Raw genomic sequence first — 19,554 nt, forward strand, 5'->3', positions numbered from 1 at the left:
GCAGGAAAGCATGCCGCTCCGCGGTCAGCTTCCTCGGGCCCTGAGCTTTGGTCCGGTTCTGACGGATCTGGAAGTCCATCGCAATCCCTTGTAGATCAAGGTGTTGCAACGACTCCTAGAACCCAAGCCGCGGTTCACGCGGCCGCCCGGCCCTTCGACCTGCCGTCCACAGTGGCGTTCCATGGCAGTCCGGGCACATATGGCGGCGTCGGACCCCTACGCGATGGAGTCCGCACCGCGCTCGCGACCCTGTGGCCGACAACCGCTCGGCGGGGTCTCCTTGCCCCGCCGCCGCGGCCTTGTATACTTCGATCGGCTCTGTTCACCAGAGTTCGCGGGTGTAGTTCATTGGTAGAATGCGACCTTCCCAAGGTTGAGAGGCGAGTTCGATTCTCGTCACCCGCTCCAGAGGTTTCACGGCCGCCCCGGTCCACCGGGGCGGCCGTTTCGCGTTTCCCGCCCTTTTCCACGCCTAGCCCATTGACCTGCGTCTATGCCGAGGGCCACGAAAGGCGAGAGCGGTAACAGAGACCCTCTTCACATTCGGAATGCTCACGGGTAGTATGACCGCATCGATAATTTCCGATACTTGCACCGAAAGTTTCGGAGCACCCTTCATCCCTCGAGAGGACGAGCAACGATGCGAAATCCCCTACTCCGGCCCCGAGCGCTGGTGGCCGCCGGAACGGCGGCCGTGCTCGCGCTGGGCGCCGCCGCGTGCGGCGACAGCGGCGAGAGCGACGCCGACGTCACCTTCTGGCACATCCAGAACGAAGACCCGATGAAGTCCACCTGGCAGGCCCTGGCCGACGAATGGGCCGAGGAATCGGGCCAGACCGTCGAAGTCTCGGCCATCGCCGTCGAGGACTTCAAGACCCGCCTCTCCACCCAGACCCAGGCCGGGGACCTCCCCGACCTCTACAACACCTGGGGCGGCGGCGTGCTCGCCGAGCAGGTCGAGGCCGGGCTCGTGCGCGACATCTCCGGGCTCCCCTGCCTGGACAAGGTCAACCCGGTCGCCCTGGAGTCCTACACGATCGACGGCAAGCTCTACGCGATCCCGTTCGACCAGGGCGTCGTCGGATTCTGGTACAACAAGGACCTCTTCGCCGAGGCCGGCATCACCGACACCCCGACCACCTGGGCCGAGTTCACCGAAGACGTCCAGACCCTCAAGGACGCCGGCATCACCCCGATCGCGCTCGGCGGCGGCGACAAGTGGCCCATCCACTACTACTGGACCTACCTGGCGATGCGCCTCGTCGGCCTCGACGGCCTCGCGGCCGCGGCCGAATCGGGCGACTTCTCGGGACCCGGGTTCGTCCAGGCCGGCCAGCTCCTCGCCGACCTGGCCGCCATGGAGCCCTTCCAGCAGGGCTTCGAATCCGCCACGTACGGCGAAGCCGACGGTGAAGCCGCCGTCATGGGCGAAGGTCTCGCGGCCATGGAGCTCATGGGCCAGTGGGGACCGCAGGTCCAGCGCGACGCCTCCGGCACCGAGGGCCTCGGCGAGAGCCTCGCCTTCTTCCCCTTCCCCGCCGTCGAAGGCGGGCCGGGCACGGCCACCGAGTTCCTCGGCGGCGGCGGCGGTTTCGCGGCCGGTGCCGACGCGCCCGACGAGATCGAGGACTTCATGTGCCACCTCCTCGAGGAGGAGAACCAGGCACGCGTCGTCAAGGACGGCAACATGTCCACTGTGGCCGCCAACCCGTCGGCGGTGCTGCCCGAGCCGAACCACGAGCAGCAGGCCATCATCGACGCCCTGGCCACCGCCACCGACACCCAGCTGTACCTCGACCAGGCGTACCCGCCGTCGATCGGCTCCACGATCAACGACGCCTCGCAGGGCCTCGTTCTCGGCGAACTGACGCCGGAGGACTTCGTCGCCATGGTCAACGACGCCTGGGCGGCCGAGCAGTGACGGTGACCCGCCAGAGGGATCAGCTCCCCGGCGCCGCCGGCCGTGCCGACCGCGGGGTCCGCCCCCGCGACCCGCGCGGCCGGCGGCCGGGGGCGGGGACGATGGCCGCGTTCATCTCCCCTGCCCTGATCCTGTTCATCCTCTTCGTGCTCGTCCCGGTCCTGTTCGCCGCCTACACCGCGTTCTTCCGCTGGAACGGGCTCGGCGGCTTCCCGACCGACTTCGTGGGCCTGGAGAACTTCCAGACCATGCTGCAAGACAAGGTGTTCCTCGCCGACCTGTGGCGGATCCTGCTCATCACGATCCTGTCCATCGCGGTCCAGCTGCCGATGGCCTTCGGGCTGGCGATGCTGCTGCACCAGAACTTCCCCGGCCGCACCGCGTTCCGGCTCCTGTTCTTCGTGCCGTACATCCTGACCGAGGCCGTCACCGCCGTCCTCTTCAGACTGATCTTCTCGCCTCGGCGCGGCTTCGCCGACGCCGTCCTGTCCGGTTTCGGCATCGACGGCATCGGCTGGCTCTCCGACAGGAACCTCGTCATCTTCGTGATCTTCGGGATCCTCACCTGGAAGTTCTTCGGCTTCCACATGATCCTGTACCTGGCCGGACGCCAGAGCATCCCCGAGGAGCTGTACGAGGCCGCCAAGGTCGACGGCGCCACCGGCAAGCAGCTGTTCCGGCACATCACACTGCCGCTCATGGGCCCCACGCTCCGCATCACCGTGTTCCTCTCCGTGATCGGCACCGTGCAGCTCTTCGACCTCGTGTACGTGCTCACCAAGGGCGGGCCGTTCCACGCGTCCGAGACCCTCGCGATCACCATGTACGAGCAGGGCTTCGTGCGCAACCAGATCGGCTACGCCTCGGCCCTGTCGATCGCCATGTTCCTCCTCAGCCTCGTGTTCGCCCTGATCTACCAGCGGTACGTCCTCGGCCGCGACCTCCAGGGCGCCCTCACCTCTTCCGACGGAGGCCGCTCATGAGCGTCAACACCGCGCGCGCGAAGCTGCTGCGCAACACCGGTTTCTACATCGCGGCGTTCCTCGGCACCGTGTTCGTCGCGACGCCGATCCTGTTCGCCCTCCTGGGCGGGTTCAAGGACAACCAGCAGCTGCGCGAGAACGCCCTCGGACTGCCGAACCCCTGGCACGTGGGCAACTACCTGGACGTCCTCGCCGACGGCACGTTCTGGCGGCAGCTGTTCAACTCGGTCTTCATCGCGCTCGTGACCACCTTCATCGTGGTGGCCGCGGCCGCCGCCGTCGCGTACGTGTTCGCGCGCTTCCAGTTCCGGGGCCGCGAAGGGCTGTTCACGCTGTTCGCGGCGGGCATGATGTTCCCGTTCACGGTCGCGGTGCTGCCGCTGTTCATCATCCTGCGCACCTTCGAGATGCTCAACAGCCCGCTCGGTGTGATCCTGCCGCAGGCCGCGTTCGGCCTGCCGCTCACGATCATCATCCTGCGCAGTTTCTTCCGCCAGATCCCCGGCGAGGTCGAGGAGGCCGCGACCATCGACGGCGCCGGGCCCTGGCGGTTCTTCCTCCAGATCCTCCTGCCGATGTCCCGGCCGGTGATCGCCACGGTGTCGGTGCTCGCGCTGGTGGGGTCGTGGAACTCGTACCTGCTGCCGCTCGTCGTGCTCAGCAAGCCGACCTGGCAGACGCTGCCGCTCGGCGTGACCCAGTTCCAGGGCGAGTACGCGACCGAGACGGCGAAGGTGCTGGCGTTCGTCATGCTCGCGATGCTCCCGGCGCTGATCTTCTACGCGTTCGCCGAACGCCAGCTCATCAGCGGTCTGACTTCGGGCGGCACGAAAGGGTGACGTCGTCCGAATCGAGACGGGCCCACGGGTTATGGGACGCCCGCGGGCCCGTCGGATTGTTCGGCGGGAACCATTCTCCGAGACGCGGCGTCCGAAGAGACATGAAGACCAGACTCCTCCTCGCATGCGCATCGGCGGCGACAGTCGCCGCCGCGAGTGCGTGCACCTCTCAATCTCCTGAACCCCAGGTCGTACCGATCCAGTGGGTTCCCGTATCCGCGCAGCTCGCCTCGTTCGGCACCTGCGAGGACGCGCTCGAAGGCATCCAGGACGCGGCGATCACCGCATTCGAGAACTACCAGTTCGCCGAGCTGTACCGCGACGGCGACGAGGCCTTCGCCGTCGAGGACGAGGTGGCGGCCGCCACCGACGGCTCGACGCAGGCCGCCGGCGACGACGCCTTCTCCGGAACCAACAACGCCGTTGCGGGCGTTGACGAACCGGACATCGTGAAGACCGACGGCACGTTCATCTACAGCGTCGTCGACTACGACGCCGTACGCGTGGTCGACACCCGCTCGGGCAAGGTCGTGGCGGAACGCGCGATCGAGGACGAGGCCTGGGACCACAAGCTCTTCCTCGGCGACGACGAACTGCTCCTGATGTACGGCTTGAGCATCGAGCACGGCGACGAGTGGGTGAGCGAGTTCCGCCTCGAACGCCTCGATCCCGCCTCGCTGGACGTGCTCGACACCTTCACCATGGAAGGCTCCATGGTGGACGCCCGCCTGGTGGACGGCGAAGTGCGCCTCGCGATCGGCTCCGAACCGCGGATCCAGCCCGTGTGGGAGACGCTGTGGAGCGGTGAAGCCTCTGACGCGGACATCGCGGAAGCCGTGCGCGACACCGAACTCGACGACTGGCTGCCGTCCTACCACGTCAACGGCGAAGCGCACGACGTCGCTTGCGGGGAGATCGCGCACCCCGAGCGGTTCACCGGCTCCTCGGTGAGCGTGCTCGCCCTGCCCGCCGACGGCGACTGGACCGAGGCGGCGCCGCAGACCGTGATGGTCGACGGCAGCACGGTGCACGGCACCACCGACAGCCTCTACCTCGCGCACTACGACTACGCGTGGGACGAGGACGAGGCGAAGGCCGAGAGCGAGATCTACCGGTTCGTGTTCGAGGACGGCAAGGCTCGCCTGGTGGGCGAGGCGGCCGTGCCCGGCAGCCTCCTGAACCAGTACTCGCTGAGCGAGTACGACGGGCACCTGCGGGTGGCCACCACCGAAGAGGCGACGGGCGGGGGCTGCGGGCCCTGGAACGCCTGCGCCTGGGAGAGCGAACCCGCCCTGGAGAACGAGCCGTCGAAGTCGACGGTGACCGTCTTCGCGGTCGGCGAGGACGCCCTCGAAGCGACCGGCTCGGTGACCGATCTCGGTGTGGACGAACGGATCTACGCCGTCCGCTTCATCGGCGACACCGGCTACGTGGTGACCTTCCGCCAGACCGACCCGCTGTACACGATCGACCTCTCCGACCCGGCGAACCCGGTCGTCACGGGCGAACTCAAGATCACCGGCTACTCCGGGTACCTGCACCCGGTCGGCCCGGACCGGCTCCTCGGGGTCGGCCAGGAGGCCGACGAGCAAGGCCGGACGCTGGGCATGCAGGCGAGCCTGTTCGACACGAGCGCCGACGAGGCCGCCGTCCTCGACCAGTACTTCCGCGCCGATGCCGAATCCCTGGTGCAGTGGGACCCGCACGCGTTCCTGTACTGGGCGGACGCCTCGGTGGCGGTGCTGCCGGTGGCGAACTGGGGCAGCTACGACGGCGAATTCGGCGCAGTGGTGCTCGGCATCGGCGACACCGCGCTGACCGAGGCCGCGTGGATCGAGCACGGCGAAGCCGACGCCGACCCCTACAGCACGCAGATCATGCGCAGCATCGTGATCGGCGATCAGCTCTGGACCCTGTCGAACGCCGGCCTCCAGTCCAACCACTTCGGCGGCTCCTACGAACCCACCGCCTGGATCGCCTGGTAACCCGACCGTCCTCCGGAGCCGGGAGGAGAGAACAGGGCCCGCGCCGCTCATTCGGGTAGCGGCGCGGGCCCTCTCCTCGCGGCCGGATCGCTACTCGGCCCTTCGGATCTCGGTGAGCATGCGGACCCCGCCGAGGCCCCAGATCTCGTTCCAGAAACTGGGGTAGATGCCCGGCTCGCCGCCGTTGCCGTTCGGCCAGCCGGTCCAGACCGCGTTGCAGGCCTGGGACCAGGCGCCGTTGTACCAGATCGGGATGGCCGGGAGGTCGCGCATCGCGATGCGCTGGAGCTCGGCGATGACCTCGGGGTACTGCGGGTCGTCGGTGGCGAGGGTCGCGAGGTGCTGGGTGAGCTCCCAGGCGGTCTCGTCCTCCCAGCGGGAGAAGTTCGCGCGGCGCTGGGTGTCGCGCACCGGCAGCTCGAACAGGTACTGGAAGTGGCTCCAGGGGGAGTTCGTGAGCCAGCTCTGGTTGTTGACCAGCAGGTCGAAGTCGCCCGAGCCGCGGGCGGCGTCGACCTCGGCGGCGTCGATGAACACGGGCGTGACCTTGATGCCGACGTCGCTGAGGTCGCTGGCGATCGAGTCCGCGGCGGCCTCCCAGTCGGTCCAGCCCGCGGGGACGACGAGCTGGAGCTCGAACTCGTCGCCTTCGAGGGTCTCGACGAAGCCGTCGCCGTCCTCGTCCTGGTATCCGGCGGCGGCCAGCATCTCGACGGCGCTGGAGGGCTCGAAGACGAAACCGTGCTCGTCGACCGCGGCCGGGTCGTAGTAGCGCTCCCAGATCGGGAGGAGTCCGGTCGGGTGCGCCTCGCTCACCATGCCGCCGTAGACGGCGTCGACGATCTCGCCGGGGCTGATCGCATAGGCCATGGCCTGACGGAACGCCGGATCGTCGAGGGGTTTGCGGGTGGTGTTCGGGATGAGCATGGCCGTGTTCACCGGGGCCATGAACGGCGGCTTGTCGAAGTAGGTGGTGAGTTCCGGGTCGCCCGTGAGGAAGTCGGCGATGCCGGGCATGAAGTTGTTGGCCAGGTCGAGGCGGCCCTCGATGAGCATGTTGAGGATGTCGGCGTTGCCGAGCGTCACGAGGTCCACAATGTACTGAGGTTGCACGTCGAGACCGAGCGCCTCGGTGGCCCACCAGTCGTCCCGCTTGACCCAGGCGATGCGGGTCTCGTCGAAGCTGTGCACCTCGTAGGGGCCGGTGACCACCGGTTTCGCGTCGAGCGGGCCGTTCAGCAGCTCGTCCGCGGTGTACGCCTCGAAGACGTGCTTCGGCACGATCTCGTTGGTGTACAGGAAGTTGTCCCACTCCTGTTGGCGCGCTTCGCTGAAGCGGAACTTGACGGTGTGCTCGTCGATGACCTCCGCCGCGTCGAGCCAGTCCCAGACGCCTCCGTACGGCACGCCTTCGATCTTGCCGAGCTCGAAGGTGAACGCGACGTCGTCGGCCGTGAACGGCCTGCCGTCGCTCCACTTGACGCCGCTGCGCAGCCGCAGCTCGAACTCGAGTTCGGCGGTCCATCCGCCGGACTCGGCCAGCCAGGGGCTCAGCCGCTGCTCCACGGTGTCGAACACGAAGAGGTACTCGTAGCCGAGGCCGTTCAGGCCGGTGACCCCGCCGGCCGAGATCGGGTTGAAGTCGCCGGGCGGACCCCAGGCGGTGCCGGTCGAGTACAGGGTCTTGCCGCGGGGGAACTCCCCGTTCCCGTCGCTTTCCTCCGGGCTCTCGTCGTCGGTGCAGCCGGCGGCGGTGGCCAGGGCTGCCGTGGCGAAGAGCGCAGGGAGATGTCGCCTCTTTGTCATTTCAGTGTGCTGCTTTCTTCGAGGGATGACGCACCTCGTCTGTGCTCAGACAGATCGGCGACTGGAGCGGGGAGTCGAAGGCCGGGAGGGACGGCATTCGCGTCCGATCAGCGACGCCAAGGAGGCGCGGTCATTTCTAGGCCGGTCCGCGACTGTCGGGTTTCGACCACGGATCGTGAGGAGCCTTCCCAGCGAGAACGCTCCGGGTGCCGGTGCGCGAGGACGCGAAAGCGTGCGGGGTCGCCGCGGCGGGAGCGCGGCCTTGCGCTTGATCTCAAGCTATCGCAGGTCGGCGGTCGATGCAGAACGCCGAAATCCGGAATGCCCGCCTATGGCGCCCATGCAAAAGCCAGAAAACGCGCACAGCGGTGGAATCGCTCCCCTGTAATCGTAAACTTCGATATCAAATTGAGACAGGCGAGATGCCTCGTTCAGGGTCGTTTCATCTGCATTGCCGGCATGTGCCCGAGTACGGGAATCGAGTGGAATCCCAACGAAAGGGGCCCGCACCGCCCGTTCGGGTGGGAGCGCGGGCCGGGCACTGTCGAGGGTGGGCGCATCGCGCGGGGGAGCGGACGAGGCGAGGCGGGGGGGGGCCCCCCGGGGGGGCCCCCCCGCCTCCGGTTTCCCAGCGGGTCTATCTGCCGAGGTTCTGGAACTTGCGGACGGCGAGCGGCAGGAAGATCACGGTGATGATGACCGGCCATACGATCGCGGCCGTCAGGGCGTGCTGCTCGGGCCAGGAGTCGCCGACGGCGCTCGGGTTGCCGAAGAGCTCGCGGATCGCGGTCGCGGTGGCGGACACGGGGTTCCACGCGGCGATCGCGCCCAGCCAGTCGGGCATGAGCTCGGGCGGGGTGAACACCGAGGAGACCATGCCGAACGGGAACGCGATGGCGAAGAGGTTCCCGGCCTGCTCGACGCTCTTGACCAGGAGGCCGAGCCAGACGCCGACCCAGATGAGCGCGAACCGCAGCCACAGCAGGATCGCGAAGGCGCCCAGGGTCTCCCAGAACGTGCCGTCCGAGCGCCAGCCGATGACCAGGGCGATGAGGAAGAGCACGAGGAGGTCGACGGCGGCGTGGATGGTGTCGGCGATGTTGCGGCCGACCACGACCGCGGAGGAGGCCATGGGCATCGAGCGCACTCGGTCGATGAAGCCCTTCTGCTTGGCCTCGGCGACCGCCCAGGCGGTGTTGGTGAAGCCGAAGGCCATGGTCATGGCGAACATGCCGGGCATGGCGTAGGCGACGTAGTCGACGCCGGCGCCCTGGCCGGTGACGTCCATGGCCGAGCCGAAGACGTAGACGAACAGCAGCACCATGACGATCGGGAAGCCGAGTTGCCAGGCGAAGTTGACGGGCTGCCGCCACAGGTGCGTGAACTCCTGGCCGACGATGGCGCGGTAGTCGTGGAGCGTCCATTTGAGGCGCCCGGCGAGGGTCTCGTCGGGCAGCGGGGCGAGGGTGGTCACTGCTGGTCCTCCTTGGCGGGGGTGCCGATGAGTTCGAGGAAGGCCTCGTCGAGGGTGGGGCGGCGCAGGCCGATGTCGGCGACGGTGAGCTGCTTGTCCCGCAGCGAGGTCGCGGCGGCGGTGAGTGCGGCCACCGATTCCTTCACGGGTGCGGAGACGCTGGAGGCGCCTTCGTCGATGGCCGTGTCGCCGTCGGCGACGGCGGCGATGATCCCTTGCAGGACGGGGAGGTCGGACGGGTCGGCGGCGACGATCTCGAGCCGGTCGTGGCCCATGCGGCGCTTGAGTCCGGCGGGGGTGTCGTCGACGAGGTTGCGGCCGTGGTCGATCACGGCGATGCGGTCGCAGAGGCGGTCGGCCTCGTCGAGGTAGTGGGTGGTGAGGACGACGGTGGTGCCGTCGGCGGCGAGGCCTTCGACGGCGTCCCAGACCTCGCGGCGCCCGGCGGGGTCGAGGCCGGTGGTCGGCTCGTCGAGGAACAGGACCTGCGGGGCGAGGATCATGCTGGCGGCGAGGTCGAGGCGGCGCTTCATGCCGCCGGAGAAGCCCTTGGCCTGGCGGTGGGCGGCGTCGGCGAGGCCGAACTGGGCGAGGAGCTGGTCGGCGCGTTCGCCGGCGCGGGTCTTGTCGAGGCGGAACAGCTTGCCGAAGAGGATGAGGTTCTGGCGGGCGGTGAGGAGCTCGTCGACGGCGGTCTGCTGGCCGGTGAGCCCGATGCGGCGGCGGACTTGGCGTGCGTCGCGGGCCACGTCGAATCCGGCGACGGCGGCGCTGCCGGTGTCGAAGCGCAGCAGCGTGGTGAGGATGCGGACGGTGGTGGTCTTGCCCGCGCCGTTGGGGCCGAGCAGCCCCAGGACGGTTCCGGCCTCGGCGGTGAGGTCGAAGCCGTCGAGCGCGGCGGTGTCCTTGAATCGTTTGCCGAGGTTGTTCGCCTCGACGGTGGTGGTTCCCATGGACTGTCGCCCTTCAATCGGGTACGGTGTACCCAGTAATAGCATACGGTGTACCCGGTTAGCAAGCGCGATACGATGAGGCCTCTATGGCGACACCACAGACTGGGGCGGGCGACCCCACACGAAGCCTCGAGCTGCTCTGGCGCGAGTACGGGCCGCAGCACAGCAAGCCGGGACCGAAGCCGAAGCTCACCGTCGACCGGATCGTGGAGGCCGCGATCGCGGTGGCCGACCGCGAAGGCAGCTGTTTCGGGATGCGCAGCGTCGCGAACGAGCTCGGCGTGGGCGCCATGACGATCTACCGGTACGTCCCGGGCAAGAAGGAGCTCATCGACCTCATGGTCGACCGGCTCTCGCGCGTGGACGAGGACGCGTCCGGCCTCATCGAGGCCGACTGGCGCGAGGCCCTGGAGCTGGTGGCCGAAGCCACGTGGGAGATCTACACCGAGCACCCCTGGCTGCTCGAGGTGAACCAGCGCCGCCCCGTGCTCGGCCCGGACTCACTTCAGGCCTACGACTTCGTGCTGGGGGTCTTCGAGGAGTACGAGCTGCCCGATCGCGAGGTCAATCTCGCCGTCACGGCGCTGATGAACATCGTGACGGGCACCGCCCGGCAGTACCTGATCCGCGACAACCCCGAGGACGCGCCCCAGCTCAGCGAGCAGGAATGGTGGGAAGTGCAGGGACCGTATCTGGACCGCGCGGTCGCCTCAGGCCGATATGTCCACCTTGCACAGTTCAGCGACGAGGACTCGTGGGACCTCACCGGGCACGACGCGATGCGCTACGCCGTCGACCGCTTCCTCGACGGCCTGGCCCCGCGCATGGAGGCCGGCCGTCGGAAGCCGGCCTGACGACCGTCGGCGCTACCGGCCCTGGGCTCGCAATGCGTCGAGGTGGGCCCGCATCTCAGCGTGGTTCGACACGACCAAGTCGGTGAGCGTCACGTCGAGATCCCAACCGGAGTGGCGGTCCCAGCTCCCCATGTAGGTGTCCCAGTCGGGATCGCTCTTGTCGATCGTGAAGTCCGGGCTGGAGGCGAGCACGACCCCGTGCGACTGCTCGGTGTCGATGGCCACCCACCGCCCGTCGCGAAATCGGAAGGTGTACTCGCCGAACTCGCCCGTGTCGACCTCGTCGATCGCCCCGAACTTGGGGTGCTCGACCGCCTCGACCGTCGCCCAACGGTAGTCGTTGTCGCACATCAGGTCATGACCGAAACAGAGGTCGTAACCCGGCTTACGCCCGGCGTCCCCTCTGAGAAACGGGAAGACGTCCCGCTCACCGACCTTCAGCGGCCAGTCCGAGTTGTACCAGATGATCTCCCACAGCGCCCGAACGCGTTCGGGCCGGACTACGTCCACCTGAAGTACCAGGCCTTCGATCTGATCATATGCTCGGCGAGGTCCTCGAGGGTCGGCACGCCGGAGTCGAGGAGGTCCGGGCAGTAGGCGTAGACCTCGTTCGCGACCGCAAGGGCCTCTTCGGCATTCGGCGGATGCGGGACGTAGAGCTCGATCACGTCGTAGGTCATGGCGACGAGCTCGGCCTCGAAGCGGCGATGCCAGCCCCGCAGGACCGCGGCGTGCTCGGCGCCGTACAGCTCCCAGTTCGTGGAGCCCTTCCACGGGAACATGGCCGGGATCTTCCAGCCCGCGTCGGTCTTGACGAGGCCGAGGAGACCGTGCTGCTCGTGGGGCGTGGCGAAGTCGGTGTCGCCGCGGCGCGACAGGATCGGGACGCCGCGGGCGGGCTCGCCGGCCTCGGCGGCCTTGTGGTGCAGGAGCTCGGAGGCGTCGATCTCGTCGGCGCGGGTGAGCTCGTCGTCGCCTTCGTGGATGATCGCCTCGCCGTTGTCGCGCCACTCCTCGGGCGCCCCGAGGAGGACGGGCATCCAGCCGGTCTGCTCGGCGGACTGGCGGATGTCGAGCCACCAGCGCAGGGCCTCGGATGATCGGACGGCGAAGGCCCACATGGCGGTGTCGCCGCGGCGCACGAGCTGGTGCATCTTCGGCACGGCGAGCCCGGCGGCGCGCAGTTCCGAGCGGGGGGACCCCGCGATGTCGAGGGACTCGTCGTCCTCGATGCGCGGCATCATCTCGTCGCGGCCGGTGGTCGGCGGGCGCGGCGGGACGGGCTTGTCCAATGTGAGCAGTTCGCGGCGGGGCCGCTCGGGCACGAAGATCGCCGCCTCTGGTTCCGGTTCGGTCGCTGGCGCGCCTGCGGGCGCCTCGTCCGGTGCGAGTTCTGCCCCCGGCTCGAGGTCGCGCTCCGGTTCGAGGTCCGGCACGGCCGCCAGGATCGGGCCCGCGGGCTCGGGGTCCGGCTCGTATTCGGGCTCGAGCTCGGGTACGAGCCGCAGGCCGGTAACCGGCGCCTGGGTGGCGATGCCGTCCTCCTCCGCAGGGTCCGGCGAGGGGGCCGGGCTGCTCTCGGGGGCGGCATCGTCAAGGGCGCCGGAGGACACGACCGGTTCGGACGCGGCCTCGGGCTCGGAGGCAGGTTCAGGTTGGGCGGCGGGATCTGGCACTGAATCAGGTGTGTCCCGGCGCCCCAACAGACGCTGGAGGAGTCCCACAGTTCTCCATGATGCCCTGTCGCGCCGACAGATGAAACCCCGCCCCGGCGTTTCGTTTCCAAGTTATGCTTTCTAGTGCATATACCGTCGAATGCATGGGGGAAGGATGCTCGATCGAGCTCGAACCGGAGGTCCGCGCCTGGCTGGACGGCCTGCCACGAAGAGAGTACGACCGGGTCGAGTTCTACGGCGACCTGCTCGCCGATCAAGCGGATGCCCTGGGGGAGCCGTATTCCCGTCACCTCGGAGGCAAGCTCCGCGAGCTGCGGTTCCATCTGCCGCACCGTCGGGTCCGGATCACCTACTGGCTCGCTCCGAATCGCCGAGTGGTGCTGCTGACAGTCTTTCCGAAGACACGGGCCCGCGAGCGATTCGAGGTCGATCGAGCGCGAAGGATGCAGGCCGAGTGCGAGTCGCGGCATCCGCACGCGACCGCCGTTTACGATCGAGACAAGGAGGAGATGTGATGCGCACGTCCGGAGAACACACGGTTTGGCGCCGCAGCGGCTCGCACTCCGAGGAATACGAGGCGGCGCGGCGCGGCTTCCTGCTCGGAAAGATGGTCTACGACCGGCGGCGCGAGCTCGGCCTGAGCCAGGTCGAGCTGGCCGCCAGAGCGGGCATGACCCAGCCGCAGCTGTCGCGACTCGAGGGAGGGGGCGTCACACCGACGATTCCGCTGCTCGAGCGGTTGGCGGCGGCGCTCGAAGTCGATCTCGTCATCGATTTCCAGCCGCACGCGGCCGCCTGACTCGGCGTCCGTGCTCGGGGACGCTACTTGCCGCGGCCCTTGCGGAACAGGATTCCGAAGAAGAAGGCGCAGGTCATGATGATGACCATGACGGCCAGGAGTTTGAAGAGCAGGCCCATCAGGGTTCCTCGGTTCGGGTCGGGGAGCGCATCATTTCACCTTGGTCAGTTCGGGGCGTTTCGGGTCGACGGTGTCGCCGCTCGATTTGCCGGTGAGTCGGCGCTTGACCCAGGGGGCGAGGTGCTTGCCCGCCCACTGGACGCCGTTCATCTCGCGGCGCACCCGCTGCAGGCTCGGCAGCGGCTCGGTCCAGGCGGGGTCGGGGTCGACGCCGAGCGCCTCGCACACGTCGTAGGCGACACGCTGGTGCCCGTACGTGTTGAGGTGGAGGCGGTCCTCGGACCACAGGCGCGGGTCCTCGAAGGCCTTGTCGGCCCAGAGGTCGACGAGGATCGCGTCATGGCGCTTGGCGACGCGCTTGTAGGCGTCGTTGGTGGCGACGAAGCGCTTGCGCAGCACCGCGATGCCGGGGATGTGCGGGGTGATGTCGGCGCACGTGAAGAGCACGACTTCCGCGCCGGAGGCTTTGAGGAGGCGGACCACCTCGTGGGCGCGGGTGGAGAGCTGCACGGGGTTGAAGCCGGGGCGGAGGGCGTCGTTCCCGCCGGCGGCGAACGAGACGAGGTCGGGGCTCTGCTTGATCGCGGGGACAACCTGCTCGTCGACGATGCGGTCGAAGAGCCGCCCGCGGACGGCGAGGTTGGCGTAGGCGAGGCCCGGCCACTGCTCGGCGGCGCGGAGGGCGAACAGATCGGCCCAACCGCGGTAGGTGCCGCCGCCCGGGTCGGGGTCGCCGACCCCTTCGGTGAAACTGTCGCCGATGGCCACGAAACTCGAGTACTCCGCTGCCATTGCACCCCACCTCCGTCTGCGTCGGTCCGCTGAGCATCGCCCAGCCGCGGTGACGGCGCGGGCGTTCTCCAGCGTGCCTCACCTAGATAACGATCGGATTTCGATCAGGTGGCGAGCCCGGCCACAGCAGTCTCGATCGGAGAGGGGACGCGAGCGGGCCCGAGGGCGAATACCGTTCTGCCGCTTGGGATTTCACAGACGGGAAGTCGTCAGCCCCGAGACTGGCCGACGACTTCCCGCCGCGTCGCGCCCGGACCTGCCGGGCGCGCTCGTGCGCGCCGAACCCGCTTACGCGTGCTCGCGGTGCACGACGACTTCACCGGCGGGCACTTCGATGACCTCGTCGGCGGCCTTGACCTTCGCATCGGCGCCGGTGTGGTTGATGCAGAACAGCCAGCTGCGGCCGTCCTCGTGCGCGCGTCGCACGACTTCGACGCCGACCGGGGCCTCGGCCACCGGCGTGACGCCCGCGTCCTCGGCCGCGGCCGCCACGATGCGGTCGAGCGTCGCGTCGTCCGGGAAGGTCGTCAGGTAGTGCGCGGTGCCCTCGCCGAAGCGGTTGACCAGCCATGCCGGGGTCCCGTCCGCGTACGTGTCGCGGACTTCGGCACCGGCCGACTCGGCGGTTTCGCTCCAGATCGTGCCGTAGCCGCCGGACTCGAGCTCGACGCGACCGCCGATCAGCGGGTAGAACTCCTCGCTGCGCACGCCCACCACGTCGCGGATCGCGCCCGGGTATCCGCCCAGGTAGACCGTGTCGGTCTCGTCGGCGATCCCGGAGTACGGGGTCACGAGCACCGTGCCGCCGCCGTTCACGAACTGCCGCAGGTTCTCCGCGCCCTTGCGCGAGAGCAGGTAGATCGCGGGCACGACCACGAACTTGTACTTCGAGAGGTCGCCTTCCGGCTCGGCCACGTCGGCGGTGATGCCCGCCCGCCACAGCGCCGCGTAGTAGACGTCGAAGATCGCCTGCGCGTCCAGCTCGTTCGTCGGCCTCGCCTCGTGCTCCTGCGCCCAGGAGTTCGGGAAATCCCACAGGATCGCGGTCTCAGCGCTCACGGTCGAGCCTTCGACCTCGGCGAGGTCGCCGAGGCGCGCGCCCAGTTCGCAGACCTCGCGCCAGATCTTGGAGTCGGTGCCCGCGTGCGGGACCATCCCCGAGTGCCACTTCTCGGCGCCCTGTTTGGAGGCGCGCCACTGGAAGAACATGATGCCGTCCGCGCCGCGCGCGAAGTGCTGGAAGGAGTTGCGGAGCATCTCGCGAGGGGCCTTCGCCCGGTTGCGGCCCTGCCAGTTGACGGCGGAGGTGGAGTGCTCCATGAGGATCCACGGCCTGCCGTTGCCGAGCGAGCGTGCGAAGTCGGCGCCGAAACCGAGCTTGACGTGGGCGTTGTCGCCGACCAGGTAGTGGTCGGTGGTGACGACGTCGACGACGTCGCTGAACTCCCACAGGTCGATGTCGGGGTGCCCGCCGGCCATGAAGTTCGTGGTCATCGGCTTGTCCGAGTACTTGCCGATGACGGCGGCCTCGGCGAGGTAGTTCTGCTTGAGCCGCCAGGACGAGTAGCGCTTCCAGTCGAGCACCTGGCCCGGGTTCGAGATCGTCGGCGTCGGGAGCGGCGCGTAGACCTGGTCCCAGGAGGAATAGGCCTGGGACCAGAACGCGGTGCCCCATGCGGCGTTCAGGCCGTCGAGGTCGCCGTACCGCTCGCGCAGCCAGGTGCGGAACTTCGCGGTCGCGGCCTTGGTGTAGGAGCGGGCGTTGTGGCAGCCGTACTCGTTGTGGATATGCCACAGGGCGACCGCGGGGTGGTTCGCGTACCGCTCGGCGATCTTCTCGGCGATCGCGAGGGCCTTGGCGAGGTAGACGTCCGAGGACGGGTCGAAGCCCTGGCGGGAGCCGTGGGTGAGCTGGCGGCCCTCCGCGTCGACCATGACCGCTTCGGGGTAGGTCGCGGCGAACCACGGCGGCGGGGAGGCGGTGGGGGTGGCGAGGCAGGCTTCGATGCCGTTGGCGGCGAGGAGGTCGAGCACCTCGTCGAACCATGCGAACTCGTAGCGGCCTTCCTCGGGTTCGAAGAGGGCCCACGAGAAGATGCCGACGCTGACGCGGTTCACTCCCGCTTCGCGCATGAGGCGCATGTCCTCGGCCCAGGTCTCGCGGGGCCACTGCTCGGGGTTGTAGTCGCCGCCATAGACGATCGCCATGCGGGAGCTCCTTCACGGGGGGAGAGGATTGGGTGCGCACTCCAGGCTACGGGAAGCCGAAGCACGCATCAACCCCATTGACCAGCTTTTTCGCCCCGTTTTACAAAGTGAGAGTAGCGTGGCGCAGGTCTCGAAAGGAGGTGACCGCGAAGGCGTGAGCAGCCGAAACCGGCCCGGAGGCGGTGCTTTGCGACTCGGGCCGAAAGCAGCACCGCCGCGACTTCGCCCCTGCCCGCCGAGCGCTGCCGGACCCTCGTGTCAGGGTTGTCGCGGTATCAATGCACGGCTCGCGAGCGTCGCCGAGAGCAGGCGCCGTGAATGCCCGTTTTGCAGCGCGCCGCGAATCGCCCAAGCTGATCGGCATCCGGCCCGCAAGGCCGCCCTACGAACCCGCCGCGTACCAGCCCGCCGCGCCCGGCTCGATCCACCACGTGCGCTTGCGGCCGAGCTCGCTCACGAGCCCGTCCTGAATGAACGTCACCGTGTCCTCCGGGTGCACCGCCACGGCCCGCCCTCGCGCCCGCCGCACCTCGATGCGGAGCCGCTTCCGGAAGCGCCCCACCGTGACCGGCACGGCCACCGCGACGTCGACCTTCCCGTCGGCCGGGTCCGGCTCGGCCAGCACCATGTCATCGGCCGCCGCGTACCCGTCCGCGTTCGCGACCACGCAGGCCAGGATCTGCTCGCTGCCGTCGGCCAGCACCACATCGTCGATGTTCACGACCCCGCGCCAAGGCCGGTCCCCGCCGCCGAGCCGCACGCCGTCGACCGCGACGCCGCCGCCGTCGTGGCGCAGCAGATCAGTGCGTTTCACCACTCCCTCGGCGACGGCCGCGGCCACCTCCGCGGGTTTCTCGGGCAGGCCCAGCCGCGCCACGATCCCCGGCGCCGTCCCCAAGGGCAGGATCGCGATCGCGCGCAGATCTGGGATCGTGCGCCCCTCCGGCAGACCCTCGGGCCGCTTGCTCGGGACGGGGACCGCTTGGCGCACCAACCGCGCCACAACGGCATTGACCTGCTCGTCCGTGTCCGCAGCGAGCACGATCCGCTCGTCCGGACCACCCAGCGCCGCGTCGACTTCCTCGGGTTTGGAGGCCTCGGCGGTGCGCACCACCGCGCCCCGCGCCTTCAGCTCGTCCACCAGATGCAGCGCCTGTGTGCGCGGCCCGGGGTTGGCGCAGGTCGCTTCCACGAGTGTCAACACGACAACGTTCACAGCCGCCACCTTACGGTGTGACGGGGACCCGGTTCATAGTGCTTAGGCCTGGTGAGACCCCGCGTAAACGAATGCAAGTAGGCTTACCAGGTAATCGGGTGATCAACTTCCCGGGAGGATGGGCAGATGCCAGCGATCGCGGTCGTCGGAACGCAGTGGGGCGACGAGGGCAAAGGCAAGGTCACCGACCTGCTCGGCGCCGAGATGGACTACGTCGTGCGCTACCAGGGCGGCAACAACGCCGGGCACACGGTCGTCGTCCCTGACGGCACCAAGTACGCCATCCACCTGGTGCCGGTGGGCATCCTGACCCCGGGCGTCGTCCCGGTCATCGGGAACGGCGTGGTCGTCGACCCGAAGTTCCTCATCTCCGAGCTCGACGAGCTCACCGCCGGCGGCGTCGACGTCTCGAACCTGAAGCTCTCCGCCGACGCGCACCTCATCATGCCCCACCACCGGGCCCTCGACCGCGTGGTCGAGCGCTACCTGGGCGGTGCCCGCATCGGCACCACCGGGCGCGGCATCGGCCCGGCGTACGCCGACAAGGTCGCGCGCCAGGGCATCCGGGTGCAGGACCTCCTGGACCCGAAGATCCTCTCCATCAAGCTGGAGCAGATCCTCCGCGAGAAGAACCAGATCCTCGTGAAGGTCTACAACCGCAAGGCGATCGACCCGCAGGCCGTGGTCGAGGAGTACCTCACCTACGCCGAGCGGCTGAAGCCGTACATCGCCGACACCCGCCTGCTCCTGAACAAGGCGCTCGACGAGGGCAAGAACGTGCTCCTCGAGGGCGCGCAGGCGACCATGCTCGACGTGGACCACGGCACCTACCCGTTCGTGACCTCCTCGAACCCGACCACGGGCGGTGCGGCCGTGGGCACCGGCATCGCGCCGCAGAAGATCACGACCGCGATCGGCATCATCAAGGCGTACACGACCCGCGTCGGGTCGGGCCCGTTCCCGTCGGAGCTGTTCGACGAGTTCGGCGAGTTCCTGCTCAAGAAGGGCGGCGAGTACGGCGTCACCACCGGCCGCCGCCGCCGCTGCGGCTGGTTCGACGCGGTGCTGGGCCGGTACGCGGTGCGGGTCAACGGGATCACCGACCTGTTCGTGACCAAGCTCGACGTGCTGTCCGAACTGGAGCGCGTCCCGATCTGCGTCGCGTACGAAGTGGACGGCAAGCGCGTCGACGAGATGCCGATGACGCAGACCGACGTGCACCACGCGAAGCCGATCTACGAGTACCACGACGGCTGGTTCGAGGACATCTCCCACTGCCGCAAGTTCGACGAGCTTCCGGCGAACGCCCAGAGCTACATCGAGCGCCTCGAGGAGCTGTGCGGCGCCCGGGTGAGCGTTGTCGGCGTCGGCCCGGGTCGCGAAGAGAACATCATCCGCCACCCGATGATCTAGGCCCGCAAGCGAATCGAAGGGCGTCGGACGTTGTCCGGCGCCCTTCGGCGTGCCCACCCCGGTGAGGTCGGACGAACCGGGCCGGCCGCCGGTCGACCAGCCGGGGGATGCGTGGTCAGGCGTTGAGGGCGTCGTTGATCTTGCGGACCATCTCGGCCATGACGGGGCTGGGCTCGCCCTTGTGCGCCCGGTCGGCGGCGTCGATGACGACGCCGATGGTGGTGCGGAAGTGCTCGGCCTCGGCGAGGTCGTGGGCTTCGAGCACGCGGACCGAGTCGGTGATCGCAGGGAAGACCAGGTCGGCGAGCTCGGCGGTGGACCTGCGGTTCCGTCCGCACGTCGAGGGGTGACCGGCGGCTGGCCCTGGGGCGGGCCCGAGGACGACGCGGCCGACGGTGGTCGTGGAGTTCGACGACCACCCTGACCGCGAACCGATCCAGGTCACGGTGCAAAGCGAAGCGATCCGCCGCGCCGTCGAGGCGAAGTAGCGGTTCGCGGCTGCTTTCGGTGCCCGC

At 68.7% G+C, this 19,554-nt stretch carries 17 protein-coding genes and 1 tRNA gene; 9 read left to right on the forward strand and 9 right to left on the reverse strand.

The features are described 5' to 3' along the window. The first annotated feature begins 334 nt into the window (after positions 1-334). The 5 genes from JHY01_RS23745 (at position 335) to JHY01_RS23765 (ending at position 5,728) form a co-directional block, all read left to right on the forward strand. A tRNA-Gly gene (locus JHY01_RS23745) sits at positions 335-408 on the forward strand. A 232-nt stretch (positions 409-640) separates the two neighbouring features. After that, on the forward strand, positions 641-1,921 hold the full coding sequence (locus JHY01_RS23750) for an extracellular solute-binding protein (protein ID WP_205328194.1): 1,281 nt from the start codon (positions 641-643) through the stop codon (positions 1,919-1,921). A 2-nt stretch (positions 1,922-1,923) separates the two neighbouring features. After that, positions 1,924-2,904 carry a carbohydrate ABC transporter permease gene (locus tag JHY01_RS27040; protein ID WP_205328195.1) on the forward strand — a complete coding sequence of 327 codons (981 nt, stop codon included), beginning with the start codon at positions 1,924-1,926 and terminating at the stop codon, positions 2,902-2,904. Then, entirely contained in the window at positions 2,901-3,743 is an 843-nt protein-coding gene (locus tag JHY01_RS23760) for a carbohydrate ABC transporter permease (RefSeq protein ID WP_205328196.1), read from the forward strand. The genes JHY01_RS27040 and JHY01_RS23760 overlap by 4 nt, the downstream gene beginning before the upstream one ends. Positions 3,744-3,844: 101 nt before the next feature. Beyond that, positions 3,845-5,728: a beta-propeller domain-containing protein gene (locus tag JHY01_RS23765; protein WP_205328197.1), complete on the forward strand. Its 1,884-nt coding sequence runs from the start codon at positions 3,845-3,847 to the stop codon at positions 5,726-5,728. A 90-nt stretch (positions 5,729-5,818) separates the two neighbouring features. Here the strand turns inward: JHY01_RS23765 and JHY01_RS23770 are convergent, their stop codons facing one another. The 3 genes from JHY01_RS23770 to JHY01_RS23780 all read right to left on the reverse strand — a co-directional run bounded on the left by JHY01_RS23770 (position 5,819) and on the right by JHY01_RS23780 (position 9,961). Beyond that, positions 5,819-7,534: an ABC transporter substrate-binding protein gene (locus JHY01_RS23770; protein WP_205328198.1), complete on the reverse strand. Its 1,716-nt coding sequence runs from the start codon at positions 7,532-7,534 to the stop codon at positions 5,819-5,821. 637 nt (positions 7,535-8,171) lie between these two features. Then, the gene (locus tag JHY01_RS23775; RefSeq protein WP_205328199.1) at positions 8,172-9,008 is read right to left on the reverse strand and encodes an ABC transporter permease; all 837 of its coding nucleotides are present in this window, start codon (positions 9,006-9,008) and stop codon (positions 8,172-8,174) included. Continuing rightward, positions 9,005-9,961 (reverse strand): ATP-binding cassette domain-containing protein, encoded by a 957-nt coding sequence (locus JHY01_RS23780; protein ID WP_205328200.1) that lies wholly within the window; start codon positions 9,959-9,961, stop codon positions 9,005-9,007. Before JHY01_RS23780 ends, JHY01_RS23775 begins: the two co-directional genes overlap by 4 nt. 86 nt (positions 9,962-10,047) lie before the next feature. Between JHY01_RS23780 and JHY01_RS23785 the strand changes: the two genes are divergently transcribed. Beyond that, positions 10,048-10,815 (forward strand): TetR/AcrR family transcriptional regulator, encoded by a 768-nt coding sequence (locus JHY01_RS23785; RefSeq protein ID WP_205328201.1) that lies wholly within the window; start codon positions 10,048-10,050, stop codon positions 10,813-10,815. A 12-nt stretch (positions 10,816-10,827) separates the two neighbouring features. Here JHY01_RS23785 and JHY01_RS23790 read toward each other — a convergent pair whose 3' ends face one another. After that, complete coding sequence (locus tag JHY01_RS23790) at positions 10,828-11,325, reverse strand: hypothetical protein (protein WP_205328202.1); 498 nt, start codon at positions 11,323-11,325, stop codon at positions 10,828-10,830. After that, entirely contained in the window at positions 11,316-12,491 is a 1,176-nt protein-coding gene (locus JHY01_RS27930; protein WP_205328203.1) for a DUF4253 domain-containing protein, read from the reverse strand. Before JHY01_RS27930 ends, JHY01_RS23790 begins: the two co-directional genes overlap by 10 nt. Before the next feature lie 143 nt (positions 12,492-12,634). Here JHY01_RS27930 and JHY01_RS23800 point away from each other — a divergent pair, with 143 nt between their 5' ends. Together JHY01_RS23800 and JHY01_RS23805 are read left to right on the forward strand one after the other, a co-directional pair. Then, positions 12,635-13,006: a type II toxin-antitoxin system RelE/ParE family toxin gene (locus tag JHY01_RS23800; RefSeq protein WP_205328204.1), complete on the forward strand. Its 372-nt coding sequence runs from the start codon at positions 12,635-12,637 to the stop codon at positions 13,004-13,006. Continuing rightward, the gene (locus JHY01_RS23805) at positions 13,006-13,290 is read left to right on the forward strand and encodes a helix-turn-helix domain-containing protein (RefSeq protein WP_205328205.1); all 285 of its coding nucleotides are present in this window, start codon (positions 13,006-13,008) and stop codon (positions 13,288-13,290) included. Before JHY01_RS23800 ends, JHY01_RS23805 begins: the two co-directional genes overlap by 1 nt. A 150-nt stretch (positions 13,291-13,440) precedes the next feature. Here the strand turns inward: JHY01_RS23805 and JHY01_RS23810 are convergent, their stop codons facing one another. The 3 genes from JHY01_RS23810 to JHY01_RS23820 all read right to left on the reverse strand — a co-directional run bounded on the left by JHY01_RS23810 (position 13,441) and on the right by JHY01_RS23820 (position 17,626). Next, positions 13,441-14,202 (reverse strand): SGNH/GDSL hydrolase family protein, encoded by a 762-nt coding sequence (locus JHY01_RS23810; protein ID WP_205328206.1) that lies wholly within the window; start codon positions 14,200-14,202, stop codon positions 13,441-13,443. Between the two features lie 288 nt (positions 14,203-14,490). Then, positions 14,491-16,410 carry a beta-galactosidase gene (locus JHY01_RS23815; RefSeq protein WP_205328207.1) on the reverse strand — a complete coding sequence of 640 codons (1,920 nt, stop codon included), beginning with the start codon at positions 16,408-16,410 and terminating at the stop codon, positions 14,491-14,493. A 382-nt stretch (positions 16,411-16,792) separates the two neighbouring features. Continuing rightward, on the reverse strand, positions 16,793-17,626 hold the full coding sequence (locus tag JHY01_RS23820; RefSeq protein ID WP_205328208.1) for a hypothetical protein: 834 nt from the start codon (positions 17,624-17,626) through the stop codon (positions 16,793-16,795). A 126-nt stretch (positions 17,627-17,752) separates the two neighbouring features. Between JHY01_RS23820 and JHY01_RS23825 the strand changes: the two genes are divergently transcribed. Continuing rightward, positions 17,753-19,039, forward strand: a complete 1,287-nt coding sequence (locus tag JHY01_RS23825; protein ID WP_205328209.1) for an adenylosuccinate synthase — start codon at positions 17,753-17,755, stop codon at positions 19,037-19,039. A 115-nt stretch (positions 19,040-19,154) separates the two neighbouring features. On the opposite strand, the gene JHY01_RS23830 is transcribed toward JHY01_RS23825, so the two are convergent. Further along, on the reverse strand, positions 19,155-19,484 hold the full coding sequence (locus JHY01_RS23830) for a hypothetical protein (protein ID WP_205328210.1): 330 nt from the start codon (positions 19,482-19,484) through the stop codon (positions 19,155-19,157). Positions 19,485-19,554 lie beyond the last annotated feature (70 nt).

Origin of the sequence: Glycomyces sp. YM15, assembly GCF_016918015.1 — a bacterium.
GTDB lineage: Bacteria > Actinomycetota > Actinomycetes > Mycobacteriales > Micromonosporaceae > Glycomyces.

Bases quoted from the DNA above. Each gene is read 5' to 3' on its own strand.
- JHY01_RS23825 (WP_205328209.1), top strand. From the start codon at position 17,753: ATGCCAGCGATCGCGGTCGTCGGAACGCAGTGGGGCGACGAGGGCAAA.
- JHY01_RS23780 (WP_205328200.1), bottom strand. From the start codon at position 9,961: ATGGGAACCACCACCGTCGAGGCGAACAACCTCGGCAAACGATTCAAG.
- JHY01_RS23785 (WP_205328201.1), top strand. From the start codon at position 10,048: ATGGCGACACCACAGACTGGGGCGGGCGACCCCACACGAAGCCTCGAG.
- JHY01_RS23805 (WP_205328205.1), top strand. From the start codon at position 13,006: ATGCGCACGTCCGGAGAACACACGGTTTGGCGCCGCAGCGGCTCGCAC.
- JHY01_RS23750 (WP_205328194.1), top strand. From the start codon at position 641: ATGCGAAATCCCCTACTCCGGCCCCGAGCGCTGGTGGCCGCCGGAACG.
- JHY01_RS23770 (WP_205328198.1), bottom strand. From the start codon at position 7,534: ATGACAAAGAGGCGACATCTCCCTGCGCTCTTCGCCACGGCAGCCCTG.
- JHY01_RS23760 (WP_205328196.1), top strand. From the start codon at position 2,901: ATGAGCGTCAACACCGCGCGCGCGAAGCTGCTGCGCAACACCGGTTTC.
- JHY01_RS23800 (WP_205328204.1), top strand. From the start codon at position 12,635: ATGGGGGAAGGATGCTCGATCGAGCTCGAACCGGAGGTCCGCGCCTGG.
- JHY01_RS23815 (WP_205328207.1), bottom strand. From the start codon at position 16,410: ATGGCGATCGTCTATGGCGGCGACTACAACCCCGAGCAGTGGCCCCGC.
- JHY01_RS23765 (WP_205328197.1), top strand. From the start codon at position 3,845: ATGAAGACCAGACTCCTCCTCGCATGCGCATCGGCGGCGACAGTCGCC.
- JHY01_RS23810 (WP_205328206.1), bottom strand. From the start codon at position 14,202: ATGGCAGCGGAGTACTCGAGTTTCGTGGCCATCGGCGACAGTTTCACC.